The sequence below is a fragment of the Streptomyces fumanus genome, from assembly GCF_014655295.1.
GTDB classification, from domain to species: domain Bacteria; phylum Actinomycetota; class Actinomycetes; order Streptomycetales; family Streptomycetaceae; genus Streptomyces; species Streptomyces fumanus.
The window spans coordinates 296,189-312,098 of sequence record NZ_BNBI01000001.1 but is presented as its reverse complement, the minus strand read 5'-3'; the positions used below and the strand labels follow the sequence as shown (position 1 = coordinate 312,098).

Genomic DNA, 15,910 nt, shown 5'->3' with positions numbered 1-15,910 from the left:
TCCCTGGTGGGTGCTGTCACGGCGGGCGTCCTGGCCGTGGGTCTGGTGGTGCCGATCGGCGGGGCGGAGCAGGCTCGTGCGGCCGCCACCGAAGCGGGCAGTACGGCCGGTGCAGTCGGCGCGGACCAGGCACGGGCGAAGGCGATGGCCTCTGGTGAGGGCGTCGAGGTACTCAACCTGCGCACCGAACGCAGCACGACCGTGGCCAACCCCGACGGTACGTTCACGCAGACCGAGTCCGTACAGCCGGTCCGGGTCCGCAAGGACGGGTCTTGGCGGGACGTCGACACCACGTTGGAGCGCCGGCCCGACGGAACATGGGCACCCAAGGCGGCGGTGACTGCGATGTCGTTCTCCGGCGGTGGCGGGCGGACCTTCGGCCGGATGGAGAAGGACGGCCGTGCGCTGTCCCTCGACTGGTCGGCGGACCTTCCGGAACCGCAGGTGGAGGGGTCCACCGCCACCTATGCCGACGTGCTGCCGGGCGTGGACCTGCGTCTGACCGCCGAGGCGGAGGGCTTCTCGCACCTGCTGGTGGTCAAGAACGCCGAAGCCGCGGCCAATCCGGCGCTGAGCCGTCTCGAACTGCCCGTGCACACCCGCGACCTGTCGTTGACCGAGACGGAGGACGGAGGGATCGAGGGCCAGGACGCATCCGGCTCCGGTGTGGTCTTCGAGGCGCCGCAGCCGCTGATGTGGGACTCGAGCCACGACAGCGTCGCCGGCGGGGAGACAGCGGACCCGGTGGCCGCCCGGGCGGAGAGTCTGGCTGCCGGGGACGGCGGCCCGACGGACGGAGGGATGACGCCGCCGGACGGCGCGCAGGTCGCCGACGTGTCCATCGACGTGTCCGGGGAGACGCTGGCCCTTGAGCCGGACCGGAGCCTGCTCACGGGGGAGGACACGCGGTTCCCCCTCTATATCGACCCGGTCGTCAGGACGGCCAACAGGTCCTCCTGGACGATGGTGTCCTCCCACTACGCGTCGTCGGAGTTCTGGAAGTTCTCCGATGACGAGGGGGTGGGCCGCTGCCCGGCCGACGTGTCGGTGCGCTGTGCCTCCGGTGACGACGTCAAGCGGCAGTTCTTCGCGATACCGACCGGCGCGTTCGAGGGCAAGGACATCCTGTCGGCACAGTTCGCCGTGACCATGGTGTTCACCTACAGCAGCAGCGCGCGCGAGGTGCAGTTGGGCCGAGTCAACTCCGGGAGCGCCAGTGCCATCAGCTCCGCCACCAACTGGAACAACCAGCCGTCGCTGAAGGAAACGGTCGCCTCGCAGTCACCGACCAATCCGGCCGGATCGTGCACGAGTACGAATCAGAACGTGCGCTTCAACGTGAAGAGCACGGTCCAGAAGGCAGCGGACAGCGGCTGGGACACCACCACGTTCCGGCTCCGGGCCGGTGACGAGGGCGAATACTCGTACTGGAAGCGGTTCTGCGGAAACGCGCACTTGGAAGTCACCTACAACCGGCCGCCCCTGCAGCCCGATACGAGCGACCTGAAGATGACGCCCGGTGGCGCGTGCGAGTACGGCCACGCCACCGAGCACTACGTCTCCGACCCGCCGAAGCTGACCGCGGTGATCCGGGACTACGACCATGGTGACACCGGGGCCAATTCGGAGCGGCTGAAGGCCCAGTTCCACGTGTGGTGGACCTCCGGCTCGACCACCGTCGACCACTATGTGACGACTGCGGCGAAGAGCACGGTGGACAGTTCTTGGAGCGACCAGACGGGCGTGGCGACCTTCACCTACGTCGTCGGGTCGAAGGTGCAGGGTGACGACGAGGCAGCCTTCACCCTGCCGCAGAACACGGTGATCGGCTGGGCGGTACGCGGCCACGACGGCACCTCCTACGGACGCTGGAGCCTGGACGGGGACGCGACCCGGTGCGAGTTCATCTACGACGCGACCGCGCCCAAGGCGCCGGTCGTGACATCCGACCGATACCCGGACGACGAGCAGTGGCACGCGGGAGTGGGCGACTACGGCACCTTCACCTTCGACTCGCCGTCCGCCGACGTCACCCGTTACAAGTACCGTTTCAAGGGCAGCGGTTGGCGCTACGCGGACGCCGCCTCGACGGGCGGGTCGGCGAAAGTGAAGTGGATGCCGCCGGACGAGGGTCCGATGTCCGTGGACGTCCTGGCAGTGGACGACGCCGGCAATGCCCGGCAGACGCCCACGACATACGCGTTCAACGTGGGTGACGGACGGGCCCCCGCGGCGGGCTGGAGCCTGGGCGACCCGACCGGCTCGGCCAAGGCGACCGGAACCAGCGGATCACCCGACGCCACCGCCGGATCGGGCGTGACCTTCGGTGCGCCGGGCCCCCTGGGCGGCACCGACACCGCCGTACGCCTGGACGGCAGTACCGGGGCGTACCTGGACGCCGGGGCGCCGGCGGTGGACACCGCCGCCACGTTCTCGGTGAGCGCGTGGGTGAACCTTCCCGAACGCCCCAAGAAGAACGTCACCGTGGTCAGCCAGGACGGCACCTCCGAGCCCGGCTTCGAACTCGGTTACGACGTCGACACCCGGTCGTGGACCTTCCGCATCCCCGTCTCCGACATGGAGACCATGGGCACCTGGAAGGTCTCCGGCGCCACCGCGGTCCCCGGCACCTGGACGCATCTGATCGGTGTGTACGACGACGTCACCGGCAAGATGAGCCTGTTCGTCGACGGTGACCTGATCGAGGACGACGTACAGCCTCGGCGCACCGTGTGGAGCGCGGGCGGCGCGGTGCAGATCGGCCGGAAGATCGCGTTGGACGGCTACACCAACAACCTCAAGGGCAGCGTCGCGGACGTCAAGATCTACGACCGGGTGGTGCCCGAGGCGGAGGGTCTGCGGCTGGGCGGCCTGCCCGCCCACCAGCTCGCCTACTGGCAGGTCGACAGTGCCACGGGCGGCATCTCGCCGGACGAGCAGGGCGGTGCCGGGCTCACGCTGGGCGGTGCAGCCGCGATCTACCAGCCCGACGAGACCTGCGACCCCGACCTGGACCCGGAGTGCTCGGCACCGGCCGAGCCGCTCTGGGGCGACGGTCACCTGGCCCTCGACGGAAAGGGAGCCTACGCGGCGCGGAGCGCGGGGTTGCTGGCCAAGGAGGACAGCTTCACGGTCACGGCACGCGCACGGCTGGCCGCGGCCGTGCCGACCAAGGACCAGACGGTGTTCTCGCTCCCCGGAGCGCGCGGCAGCGCCGTGACGGTGAAGTACCTGGCGTCGGCACAGCGCTGGGCGATGGTCACCACGGCCGCGGACGGCGGCACGGCGGCTCCCGTGACCACAGTCGCCACCGGGTCCGTGCCCAGCAGCACCGGCGACGGTGACCACCTGGCGCTGGCCTACTCGGCGGTCTTCGGTGATGTCCTCCTGTACGTCAACGGCACACTGGCGGCGAAGGCGCCGTGGGACAACACCTGGGACTTCACCACCGCATCCCTCCAGGTCGGACGTTCCCTCACCGGTACGACGGCCGGCGGTTACTTCGCCGGGGCCGTCGATGAGATCCGCGCCTTCGCCGGGGACCTGGACACCGGCGTCGTCGCCACCGTCACCAGCCTGCCGGCCGGCTCCAGCCTGGAGGAGCCGGACGTGACGACCTGACGCGTTCCGAGGCGCCCGGCCCGCTCGCGCCGGGCGCCCCTTCTCAGCCCCCTGACTTCCGCGTCCCTGCCGCGCCCTTGCCTCACGGAGCTGTCATGCCCTCGACGTCCCGCCCGTCCGGACCCTTCAGACGTTCCCGCATACGCCGACCCTTCCGACACGTCGCCGCCGTCCTGGGATTGACGCTGGCCGTCTCGGTGCTGCCGCAGACGCCGTTACTGAGTTCCCCTCAGGCGCGGGCGGCGGGCCTGGACCGGCTGCCCACGCAGACGGACCTCGACCACCCAGTGGACGGCAAGACGGCCAGGGGACGCGCCTACACCAAGACGGACCCGGCCGAGACGGCCAAGGTCATCCGGGCCGACGAGCATGCATGGCCGGCCGCGGGCAGCGCCGAGGTCGAGGTCGGGGACAAGCCGGTCAAGGCCAAGGGCCTGCCGGTCCGGGTGGCGAAGGCGGGCAGGACCAGCCCGGCCTCCGTCGAAGTGGCCATCGCGGACCGCGGGAAGGCCATCGCCGCCGGCCTCGACGGCACCCTGCTGACCGTGGCCCGTGCCGACGGGAGAACCGGCATCGGCGCGGTCGACGTCTCCCTGGACTACAGCTCCTTCGCACCCGCCTACGGTGGGGGCTACGCCTCCCGGCTGCGCCTGGTCCAGTACCCGGCCTGCGTGCTGACCACGCCGCAGAAGAAGCAGTGTGCGCGGCCCACGCCACTGGAGTCGGTCAACGACACCGAGAACCAGACCCTCTCCACCACCGCGAAGGTCACTGCGGCCGGACGGACCGCGTCACCGACCGTCCTCGCCGCCACGGCCGGTGACTCCGGGACGCAGGGCAGCTATACGGCCACCTCGCTCGCCCCCTCCGCGCAGTGGAACGTCTCCGACGCCTCCGGTGTCTTCAACTGGTCCTATCCGATCACCACTCCGCCCGTGCCCGGCGGCCTGGCACCGTCGGTGGCGCTGGGATACAACTCCCAGACGATCGACGGCCAGACCTCGACGACCAACAATCAGGGCTCGTGGATCGGTCAGGGTTTCTCCTACGAGCCGGGCTTCATCGAGCGCCGCTACAAGCCTTGTGCGGACGACGGCCACGACGACACCAATGGTGACCAGTGCTGGGGCACCGACAACGCCACCATCTCGATCGCGGGCGGCGCCTCCGGCGATCTGGTCAAGGACAAGAAGAGCGGCGAGTGGCACCTGATCTCGGACGACTTCTCCAAAGTCGAGCAACTGACCGGCGCGACCAACGGTGACGACAACGGCGAGTACTGGAAGGTCACCAACACCGACGGCACCCAGTACTTCTTCGGCCGCAACCACCTGGACGGCTGGGCGTCCGGTGACGAGACGACCAACTCCGCCTGGACCGTCCCCGTCTACGGCGACGACCCCGACGAACCCTGCTACAAGACGACGCTCGCCAACGCCTACTGCACCCAGGCGTGGCGCTGGAACCTGGACGCCGTCATCGACCGGCACGGCAACCAGATCTCGTACTTCTACGGCACCGAGACCAATTACTACACGCAGGGCCTGAAGACGACGGAGAACGGCAAGGCGTACATCCGCGGTGGATACCTCAAGCGCATCGACTACGGCCAGCGCTCCGGCACCGTCTACGACACCAAGCCCGCCGCCCGGGTCACCTTCACCACCTCCGAGCGGTGCATCGGCGACCTCACCGACTGCGAGGCCGGTGACCTGACCGACTCCACCGCCGCGGACTGGCCGGACGTACCGTGGGACCGCAACTGCAAGGCCGGAAGCAAGTGCCCCGGCCAGAACTCCCCGACGTTCTGGACCCGGAAACAGCTCGACCGGATCACCACTCAGATCCGCACCGGCGACTCCACCTACGAGGACGTCGACTCCTGGACCCTGAGGCACCTCTTCACCGACAACGGTGACGGTTCGAGGTCGCTCTGGCTCGACCAGATCGATCACAAGGGCCTGACCGGAACCGATGTCTCGGTCCCGCCGGTGAAGCTGTACGGCCTGCAACTGCCCAACCGCGTCGACAAGCGCAACGACAACATCCAGCCCTTCGTCCGCTTCCGCCTCACCGCCGTGCAGAACGAATCAGGCGGTGTGCTGTCCGTCGGTTACGCCGATCCGCAGTGCAGCGAGACCGACCTGCCCACCGCCGGTGAATCGGCCGTCCGCTGCTACCCGCTCAAGTGGAACCCACCGGGTGAGGAGGACCCGGTCACGGACTGGTTCCACAAGTACGTCGTCTCCTCCGTGACCGAGCAGGATCTCGTCGGCGGCAACCCGGACCACATCACCACGTACACCTACCTCGGTGACGCCGGCTGGCGGAAGGCCAAAAAGGACGGCCTCACCAAGGACGAGTACCTCACCTGGAACGACTGGCGCGGCTATCAGCGCGTGCGCGTCCAGACCTCGGACGGCACCAACAGCTCCTCCAACACCCGTACGGAACACCTTTACTTCCAGGGCCTGGACGGAGACAAGACCGCCGACGGCGGCACCCGCACCTCGACCGTCACCGACACCGAGGGCACCACCTACACCGACGACGACTGGAAGTCCGGCTTCGAGCTGGAGACGCTCACCTACAACGGTGACACCGTCGTCGAGAAGTCGATCGACACACTGTGGACGAAGACCACCGCCACCCGGGCCGAGGACTGGGGCACCCGCACCGCACGCTACGTGCGCACCGCTCGCACCGACTCCTACGAGGCACTCGCCGCCGGCGGCTGGCGTCACTCCGCGACCGCCAACACCTACGACGACACCACCGGCCGCCTCGTTCGCACGGCCGATCACGGTGAACTCGACGTCGCCGACAACCAGTGCACCACCACCCAGTACGCGGACAACCCCGGCCTGCACATCTACAGCCTCATCGCCCGGGTCGAAACACTCGCCGTCGACTGTGCCACCACCCCCGACCGGTCGAAGGACGTCATCTCCGACGACGTCACGCTCTACGACGGCACCGCCACCGTGGGCGGCGCACCGACCAAGGGCGACCCCACCACCGTCAAGCGCCTGGCCTCCCACAACGGCACCACCGCCACCTACCAGACGGTCACCAAGGCCACCTACGACACCTACGGCCGCCCGCTGACGGTGACGGACGCCGCCAACCAGACGACGTACACCAAGTACACCGATACCTACGGCCTGGCCACCAAGAAGCAGGACACCAACCCGCTCGACTGGGTTACCTACACCGAATACGCCCCGCAATGGGGGCAGTTGTCCGCGCAGACGGACGCGAACGGCAAGCGGACCGATCTCTCCTACGACGCGCTGGGCCGCCTCACCGCCGTCTGGATGCCCGACCGGCCCAAGGCCGCCGGCGCCACCGCGTCGATCAAGTACAGCTACGGCATCCGCACCGACGACCCGTCCTGGGTGCGCACGCAGCGACTGGAGGGCAGCGGCACCACCTACGGCAGCGAGTACCAGCTCTACGACGGACTCCTGCGCCCCCGCCAGATCCAGACCGAGGGCCCCGACGGCGGCCGGCTCATCGCCGACACCCTGTACGACGGCTCCGGCCGCGTGGTGAAGACGAACGACACCTACTACACCACCGGAGCCCCCGGCACGGACCTGTTCGCCCCCGTCAACGCGGACATCGACGCGCAGACGGTGACCGAGTACGACGGTGCCAGTCGCCCCATCGCCAGTATCTTCAAGGTCGGCGGCACGGAGGAGAACCGCACCACCTACTCCTACGGCGGCGACCGCGTCCACGTCGACCCGCCCGACGGGCAGACCCCGACCACCACCATCACCGACGTCCGCGACCACACGGTCGAACTGCGCGAGTACAAGGCGAGCGCGCCCCGCCCGTCCGGCACGGCGTCGGACTACGTCGCCACCCGCTACACCTACACCCCGTCGGGGCAGCTCAAGTCCGTCGTCGACCAGGCGGGCAACACCTGGAGCTACGGATACGACCAGCGCGGTCGGCAGACGAGCAGCACCGACCCGGACGCCGGCACGTCCATCACCGCCTACGACGACGTGGACCGGCCGACCTCAGTCACCGACTCCCGCAAGAACAAGGTCACCACGACCTACGACGCACTCGGCCGGACCACCGGCACCTGGCAGGGTGACGCCGACACCGGCACGCGACTGTCCGTGACCAAGTACGACACCGTCGCCAAGGGCGAACTGTACGGCGAGTACACCTACCGCAACAGCACCGTCTACAGCTCCGTCCTCCACCCGGTACTGGACGAGATGTACCGGCCGACCCTGACGCGGTACACGGTGTCCAAGACGGCCGAACCCGAGCTGGGCGGCACGTACGAGTTCGGCACCCAGTACGGCCTGGACGGCACGGTCACCGCGCAGAGTTACCCCGCTGCGGGCGGCCTGGCCGGTGAAAGCGTCTCCTACCAGTACGACGGCCTCCAGCGCCCCGTCGGCATGAACACCTCGCTGAACACCACGGGAAGTTACGTCACCGACGCGCAGTACTCGCCCACCAGCCAGCTCGAAGGTGTCGAGCTGTGGAGCGGCAAGTCCACGGACACCAGGACCTGGCTGGACTTCCGCTACGAACGCGGCACCGAACGCCTGCTCCGCCAGAGCGTCCGCGTCGAGAACGCCGCCTCGCCCGCCCTGGACACCACCTACGGTTACGACGACGCGGGGAACGTCCGCTCCATCGCCGACCGCCCGGCCGGCGGCCCCACCGACGCCCAGTGCCTCACCTATGACACGCTCGGGCGGCTGACCGAGGCGTGGACCTCCGCGGCCACTCCCGACGGAGCCTCCGGCACCGGCGTCCAGGACCGGGCCTGCACCGCCGCCCCCGCCTCCAGCAACGTCGGCGGCGTCTCCCCGTACTGGAACTCCTACAGCTACGACGTCACCGGCAACCGCACCGGCCTGACCCGCCACGGCGTCGGCATCACTCCCACGTCCACCGTCACCTCCACCTACGGCCAGGGCGAGCAGGGCCCGCACCAGCTCAGCAAGACCGTCACCCAGACCGCCGCCACGGACACCACCCCGGCGGTCACCTCGCAGGACACCTACACCTACGACGCGGCGGGCAACACCGAAACTCGCGTCCTGGGCGGCGACACCCAGACCCTGGTCTGGGACAAGCAGAACCACCTCACCCAGGTGAAGGAGGCGGACGGCAGCAGCACGAACTACGTCTACGACGCGGCCGGGGACCGTCTGCTCCGGGAAACGACCACGGAGAAGGTCCTCTACCTGCCCGGCATGGAACTGCGCCTGGACAAGGCCGGCAAGACGGTGGGCGGCAGCCGCTACTACTCCTTCGGGGGCCAGACCATCGCCCAGCGCACCACCGACGGCGTCACCTACCTCGCCGGCGACAGCCAGGGCACGGCCCAGCTCGCCATCGCCTCCGGCGACGGCTCCACCCAGCGCCGCCGCCTGGACTCCTTCGGCGTCGCCCGCGACCAGACCTCGGCGTCCGTCTCCTCCTGGGCCAACGACAAGGGCTTCGTCGGCGGCACCAACGACGAGACGACGGGCCTCGTCCACCTCGGGGCACGTGAATACGACGCCGACCTGGGCCGGTTCATCTCCCTCGACCCGGTGATGAACCTGGCCAACCCGCAACAGATCAACGGCTACACCTACGGCAACAACAACCCGGCGACCTACGCCGACCCGTCCGGTACGTGTGCGTCCGTCGACTGCCCGACCCGGCCCTGCTCGCAGTGCCAGAACACGACACCGGGCACGGAACCCGGCCCGCCCCGGCTGTCACCGAACGCGGCAGCGGCCGGCTACACCCTCGACCAGGTCCTGGGCCAGGACTCCGCCGCCGCCGTCAAGAAGAAGAACCAGCAGTCGGGCCAGGTCTACGCCCAGGCCAGTGCGGACGCCGCCAAACGCAGAGCGGCGGCAGCGGCGAAGGAACTCGCCCAGATCGTAGCCGACGAACTGGGCATCACCGACGCCCTGGACTGCTTCACCACCGGCTCCCTCGGTGCCTGCGGGGCGACCGCGGTCACCGTGGTCTCCAGTATGGTCGGCGGGATCATCGGCAAGCTGGCCGTCAAGTACGGGGCGAAGCTGAGGATCAAACAGGCCGCGGCGCTCGGCAAGCGACTGTGGGGCCTGGGCGACAAGCTCGTCAGTGCCATCAAAGACTGGTGGAGGAACAGCCGACTGGCGAGCAAGCTCGCCAAGTCCTGCAACAGCTTCGCCCCCGGCACCCGGGTCGTGATGGCCGACGGCAGTACCAAGGCCATCGAGGACGTGGACATCGGCGACAAGGTCCGCGCCACGGACCCGGAGACGGGCAGGACCACCGTCCAGACGGTGACCGCCGAGATCACCGGCGCCGGCCTCAAGCACCTGGTCCGCATCACGATCGACACCGACGGCGGCAAGGGCGACAAGACAGCCTCCGTCACCGCCACCGACGGCCACCCCTTCTGGGTCCCCGAACTCGGAACCTGGCTCAAGGCGACCGACCTGCACCCGGGCACCTGGCTGCGCACCAGCACCGGCACGTACGTCAAGGTCACCGCGCTCAAGCGCTGGACCGCGCAGACGACAACGGTGCACAACCTCACGGTCAGCGCGGTCCATACGTACTATGTGCTGGCAGGACAGACGCCGATACTGGTTCACAACAGTGGAGGGTGCATTCCGGCCCTCCGGGATTGGAGCAGCCAACGCTTCCAGTTCGGGAACGAGACCTTCCTTCTGGACAAGAAGGGAATGGAGCACATCCTCACTCGTCATCATCCGAAAATGTGGGATGGCTCGGTAAAGGCTCAGCAGTCCTTCTTCGACCCCAAGATGAGCGTTGCTGATGTTCAGGACGCAATCGGACAGGTCATGCGCCAGAACAGGGATGCGCTCGTTCAGCGAGGGAGCAGGGGTATGTATCAAATTCAGGGAAAAGTCAACGGAGTAGACTATGTTCTCGGCATGAATAAAGGCCGAGTCGGCCAGTTCTACCCTGTTACTCCCTGACATGAGGAATCGCGGCGTGATCGAGATCGAGACGTACCTGAGGGATTCGGGCGGCACGTTCGTGCAGGTTGATGCCTGCGTCACCCGCCCAGCTGATCCCGACTACGTCGAGGGTGCGGTGCGAATCGCCATCCACGGAGTTGAGATCATCGGGATCAGTGAATGGGATTACGTTGACCAGCTGTGGGCATACGTGGCCAGCATGGTCCCGCAACTCTCGACCACAGGGTACGCGGCGACATATTTCCCGGATCAGCCGATTGAGCTCTCTTTCCGACAGCAAGGGTCTCAGGTTCTTGTTTCGGCGAAATCGGGCAACGGCGCGAAGAGAGCGAGCGTTTCAACGTCTGATTTCGTGGCGGCGCTGAGGGGTGCGGGAGCGGTGTTCTTCGGCAAGATGTCGGAGCTTCTCCCGGAGAACGCGGACTCTTATTCGGAGTCTCGTCGCGAATTGTTGTCGTGAATTGACTCGACGCTGAGAGGCCGCGCCAGAGCCGACTCTGGCGCGGCCTCTCGCCGTCTTGACGGCAGTAGTTGACGGCAACGTCAGCGGACGAGCGCGTTACAGGGTGGCGGTTCATCGCTGTCGGAGCGCGCCGTCTCGGTGGTCTGCGGGTTACCGAGCGCGCGGTGCCGAGGGTGTCGATGGCGTCGCGCTGGAGGCGGAGTCGGACGTGGGCGTAGACGGCGGCGGTTACGCCTATGTGGGCGTGGCCGAGGAGTTCCTTGATCACGACGAGTTCGACGCCCTGTTCCAGGAGCAGGGTTGCGGTGGAGTGCCGGAGGTCGTGGAAGCGGATGCGGCGGAGGCCGGACTTGCGGAGGAGCGTGGTGAAGGCGCGGGTGAGGTTGGTCGGGTCGATCGTTTTTCCCTGGGGAGTGGTGAACACGTGTCCGCTGTGCTGCCACGTGGCGCCTGCGGCCTCTCGCTCGCGCTGCTGCCGTTCGCGGTGGAGCTTCAGCGACTGGGCACAGCGGGTAGGCAGGGCGATGCGGCGTTCGGAGGCCCGGGTCTCGGTGGGGAGCGTGATGAGCGCGCCTGCGCTGGTGCGCTGGAGGGTTCGGCGGATTGCGGTGGTACCCGCGTCGAGGTCGAGGTCTTCCCAGCGTAGGCCGAGGAGTTCGCCCTTGCGAAGTCCGGTGTGGAGGGCGAGTTCGAACAGGGCATGCAGCCGGTGGCCTTGGGTGGCGGTGAGGAGTCGGCGGGCTTCGTCGGCGGTGAGGGGTTCGATGCGTCGGGGCCGTGGGGTGCCGGTGCGGACGTTGCGGGCGACGTTGCGCGGCATCTCCTCTTCGCGGACGGCGTGCTCCAGGGCGGTCTCGAGCACGGAGTGGATGTAGGTGAGCGTCAGCGGGGAGAGCAGCTTGTGGCAGCACTGGCCGGCGGCGCAGCAGCGGGGCTGGTTGCGCCGGGCGTCGATGCCGCGCGTGCAGCACTGGCAGGTGGTGCGGAGCTGGTTGAGCCAGGTGCGGATGTCCTTGGCGGTGAGCTTGGCCAGCTTCTTCTTGCCGAGGCCGGGGATGAGGTACCGATCGATGCAGGCGGCGTAGCGGGTGTGGGTGTTCTCGCGGAGTCGGTGGATGGCGACGCTGCCGAGCCAGTAGGTGAGGTAGTCGCCGACGGTGCCGTCGGCGGTGGCGACAGGGAGACCGCGGTTGCTGTTGGCGATTTTCTCGGCGGCTCCTCTCCGTGCGCTGCCGTAGACCCGGACGCGTGGGCGGCTGCCGTCGGCGGCGAGGACTTAGCTGGCGGCTTCCCAGCGGCCGTCCTTGCGCTGGTAGAGGATGCCTTCGCCGTTGGCGCGGGCCTTCTTCCGCTTGGAGGCGGTCATCAGGCGGCCTCTTCCAGGTGGCGCTGGACATAGTCGTCCAGGGCGTGGGCGGGGATACGACGGGCGCGGCCGATGGCAGCGAGGCCAGGCGGCGGGTGCGCAGGAGGTCGTAGAGGGCGGAACGGCCGATCTTGAGGCGGGCCATCGCCTCGGGCACGGTGAGCAATTCGTCGTCACGCACCGGCTGGGCCCAGAGAGCGCCGAGAGTGGGGAGTAGGCGCGGGTTTTGGTGGAGAAGTGGCCGCGAAAGCCGAGCACGTGGGCCCACTTGCGCAAGTTCAGGTGGACGAGTCGGAAGAAGCGTCGACTGGCCCACGGAAGGAGTTCCCGGCGGCTGCCGGAGTGGCGGATCTGGCCTACAAGCTGGAACGAGCCCTGGAGTGGATCGAGGAGCTGGAGGAGCGCGTCGAACGCCTCGAAGGCCGCGACGTGGACTGAGGCGGACACGTGAACGGCAGCGTCCCCGAACGCCGCAGGCTGGCATGCGGAGACGCTTCGTGTGGACCGGTCAGGGCTGGTACTCGTAGCCGATGGTGAACCGGGGCGGCAGACACCACTCCCCGTACTCGATGATCCCTTCTGCGTCCGACCAGCGGTGGACGCCGGCCAGGATCGGGGAGCCGACCGGCAGCCCCAGCGCGCTTGCCTCGCGGGCGTCAGCGGGGCGGGCGTGCATGTCGTCGCGGGCGTGGGTGATCGTGCGCTCGGTGACTTCCAGGACCCGGGCGGTCAGTCCGTGATTGCGGCCCGGGGCGGTGTTCAGCAGGTCCGGCACGAGGGCGGCGAACGGGGCCGGGTACCAGGTCACCGCGAACACGGTCCGGGTCTTGCCCCGCCCGGCCAGCCACTCGCGCCGCACCACCTGGTCCCCGGCCTCCAGGTCGAAGATCTCCGCCACATACAGCGGCGGGGTGATCAGTTCGGCGGCCGTCACCCGACTCGTCTCCCCCTCGGCCAGGAACGATTTCACCCGCTGGACCCGGGCCAGCCGGTCGCGCGCCGACAGCGTCCAGCGCGGGTCGTCGGCAACGTAGGTGCCGCGCGGGGTGGTGCGGATGAAGTTCTCGACCTGGAGGGCCTGCAAGGCGCGTGAGACGGTGGCGGCTGCGGCTTGCCACTGGCCTGCGATCTCCCGGTTCGTCGGCAGCTTGGCGCCCGGCTCAAGCTCTCCCGACAGGATGCGTTCCCGGAAGTGATCCGCGATCTTCGTGAACGTCTTGGGACTGGGCATAGTGCTTGCCCCCGTTGAGTTGACGTGCTGTCAGTGAGGGCACACTAGTGCACTACGAACCGTAGCGGGAGTGCTTCGGCCACTCGAATACTGAACTAGAGCACCGACCTGTCAAGAGGTCGGCCATGTGACGTTCGAGAGGTGGCGATGTGCAATGACGGAGCCGACGAGGTACTCCACCCAGCCAGTCGAACTCCCCTTGCGCCTGGAACTGGAGCCGACTCCCGTTGAAGGCTGCGCGGGCTGCGCCGAACTGGCCAACGTACGCGACCGGGCCCGCACGATCGGCGACATGACCACCGTCAGCGACTGCAACGTCTACATGCGACGCCACCCCGAGGGTCACCAGTGAGCCCCGCGCCGTATACCGGCACATCACCCACTTCATCCGCCACGTCCCTGAAGGCGGCATCACCTACGAGGCGTTCTGCATCGCTGCCAACTGCGAAGCCGGATCCGGACCCCCGCCGAGCAGGACGCCGCACAGACTGGGCACTCCGCCACACCGGACGCACCGGTCACGACCTGTTCAGACGCGCCTTCACCGACCACGCCAAGGTCACCCGAGCCGAGTAGAACCAGCACTGGCAGCCGGAACACGACCCACACCCCGCAGGTCATCGCACCAGACCAGCAGCCCAGCCGAACGCTCAACCGACTAGCCAGGACGGATCGCCGAAGCGGGATGCGTCCAAACTTTCTTCACGTCTTCAAGGCGACCCACTGGCGCGCGCGGCACGGCCGCCCACCCGGCCCGCTCTCGGCTCCACCACCGCGGGCCGGCCAGCGACCAGGCCGCGCAGAGACAGCCCAGCGTTGCGCCGGGAGCACGGGGAAGCTGGGACGCGTCCGCACGACGAGCACGAGGCCGACGGCGAGGTGGCGTTGGGGAGTCAGCTGGTGCGCAGCTCCTGGGCGGGGTCGGTCGGCTTCGTGGGCTTTACCCACCTGTTCGGGCCGGGGTTCGCGTCGGGCAAGGCCAGGGGGCCACTCGTTCAAATTCTGGGCAGGATCAAAGCCTGCCCGAGTTGTCAGCCAGCGTACGGCCCCCTGACCATGCCCGACCCCAAGCCGAACAGGACACCGGCCAAAGCCCACTCCACCGCCCTCACGTGCGTAGCCGTCTGACGGCAACGCCGACGGCAACAGGGGCGTACAACAGGGCACTTCCACGCCCGCCCACGGACTGGCCGAATCTCGCTGACCTGCAAAAGCGCAGATGACAGTATTTCAGCACGCACACGTACTATGTGGTGGCGGGGGTCACGCCGGTACTCGTTCACAATGCAACGTCAGGTCAGAAGTGCGATCTGACGCTGGGTGCTGGTCCGAATGCCCGAGAGGGAGTAGGGCTGGAGAACGGCGACATCGAAGCAGATGACGTTCGAGATCTGATCAACGAATCCGGAAATAAGTACGGCTGCCACACTTGCGATGCCACGACCCCCGGCACCAAGGACGGGGACTGGATTCCAGATCACCAGCCGCCGTCTAGTCTCGTCGCTCCAGGGTCTCCTCAGACGGCGTATCCTCACTGTCTGCCCTGCGCTAGGCGGCAAGGCGGGGTTGTCTCACAACTCTCACAAGGAAAGAGTAAGAAGGAATGGTAGCTAGTAGTCCTGTGGTTGCATTCCTGGCCAAAATTGAGCACGGCTGCCTGATCTTGCAGGACGCGGGAAGTGACGACGACGTCAGCGACTGGGATCCGGCGTCAAGCAGTTGGTATCGAGAGGGCAGTTCACTCATCTTCGGCGTCCAGGCCAGTGTTGACGGTCCTGTCGAATGCGAGGTATGGAAGTCGACTCCGCCTGCAGTTCTTCCTGCGCACCTCTTTGAGGTGTCACTCCCGTGTCCGTCCGGGTGGCTCGTATTGCACGACCCAAACGAATATGCCCGAATGCAATTCGCGGGGTTCCATGGCTCTGTGATCTGTTCGGTGATGGTGGACGATCCGCAGTTTCCGTCAAAGGTTCAGATCTTGCTGAGGAGAGAAGGTAAGTAGCTGCTTGAGCCTCGCAGGAACATGCGGGGCTCCACTCCAGGGCCTCGCCGGCTTCTCGCATGTGGGGTGAGGGTGTCCTTCCGCCGGAGGGTGTCGACCTTCCCGCGCGATTCCAAACTGCAAAATGAGACCCCGTCAGGTGGGCTGACGGGGCTTCTGCGTCGGGTGACGGCAGTAGTTGACGGCAACGTCAGCGGATGAAGACTCCGCACGGTGGATCGACGTGGGTTGACTCGTGGCCAGCGGGACCGTC

At 67.8% G+C, this 15,910-nt stretch carries 6 protein-coding genes and 2 pseudogenes; 5 read left to right on the top strand and 3 right to left on the bottom strand.

What is annotated here, in order from left to right; translation table 11 throughout:
• Window positions 1-6: 6 nt before the first annotated feature.
• From IE316_RS01355 to IE316_RS01345, 3 genes are all read left to right on the top strand, one after another.
• Window positions 7-3,621, top strand: a complete 3,615-nt coding sequence (locus IE316_RS01355) for a LamG-like jellyroll fold domain-containing protein (protein ID WP_229910144.1) — start codon at window positions 7-9, stop codon at window positions 3,619-3,621.
• Window positions 3,622-3,716: 95 nt separating this feature from the next.
• The gene (locus IE316_RS01350; protein WP_190202201.1) at window positions 3,717-10,592 is read left to right on the top strand and encodes a polymorphic toxin-type HINT domain-containing protein; all 6,876 of its coding nucleotides are present in this window, start codon (window positions 3,717-3,719) and stop codon (window positions 10,590-10,592) included.
• Between the two features lie 16 nt (window positions 10,593-10,608).
• A complete protein-coding gene (locus IE316_RS01345) occupies window positions 10,609-11,055 on the top strand; it encodes a hypothetical protein (RefSeq protein WP_190202200.1) in 447 nt (148 codons plus the stop codon).
• Window positions 11,056-11,138: 83 nt separating this feature from the next.
• On the opposite strand, the pseudogene IE316_RS01340 reads toward IE316_RS01345, so the two are convergent.
• The 3 genes and pseudogenes from IE316_RS01340 to IE316_RS01335 all read right to left on the bottom strand — a co-directional run bounded on the left by IE316_RS01340 (window position 11,139) and on the right by IE316_RS01335 (window position 13,655).
• Window positions 11,139-12,424 (bottom strand): annotated as a pseudogene (locus IE316_RS01340) (tyrosine-type recombinase/integrase).
• Window positions 12,424-12,605, bottom strand: a pseudogene (locus IE316_RS35250) (helix-turn-helix domain-containing protein). The pseudogenes IE316_RS01340 and IE316_RS35250 overlap by 1 nt, the downstream one beginning before the upstream one ends.
• Window positions 12,606-12,932: 327 nt before the next feature.
• On the bottom strand, window positions 12,933-13,655 hold the full coding sequence (locus IE316_RS01335) for a GntR family transcriptional regulator (RefSeq protein WP_190202199.1): 723 nt from the start codon (window positions 13,653-13,655) through the stop codon (window positions 12,933-12,935).
• A 154-nt stretch (window positions 13,656-13,809) separates the two neighbouring features.
• Here IE316_RS01335 and IE316_RS01330 point away from each other — a divergent pair, with 154 nt between their 5' ends.
• A complete protein-coding gene (locus IE316_RS01330; RefSeq protein WP_190202198.1) occupies window positions 13,810-14,007 on the top strand; it encodes a hypothetical protein in 198 nt (65 codons plus the stop codon).
• Window positions 14,004-14,231 (top strand): DUF7848 domain-containing protein, encoded by a 228-nt coding sequence (locus tag IE316_RS36365; RefSeq protein WP_444545386.1) that lies wholly within the window; start codon window positions 14,004-14,006, stop codon window positions 14,229-14,231. The genes IE316_RS01330 and IE316_RS36365 overlap by 4 nt, the downstream gene beginning before the upstream one ends.
• Window positions 14,232-15,910: the final 1,679 nt, after the last annotated feature.

Bases quoted from the DNA above. Each gene is read 5' to 3' on its own strand.
- IE316_RS01350 (WP_190202201.1), top strand. From the start codon at position 3,717: ATGCCCTCGACGTCCCGCCCGTCCGGACCCTTCAGACGTTCCCGCATA.
- IE316_RS01330 (WP_190202198.1), top strand. From the start codon at position 13,810: ATGACGGAGCCGACGAGGTACTCCACCCAGCCAGTCGAACTCCCCTTG.
- IE316_RS01335 (WP_190202199.1), bottom strand. From the start codon at position 13,655: ATGCCCAGTCCCAAGACGTTCACGAAGATCGCGGATCACTTCCGGGAA.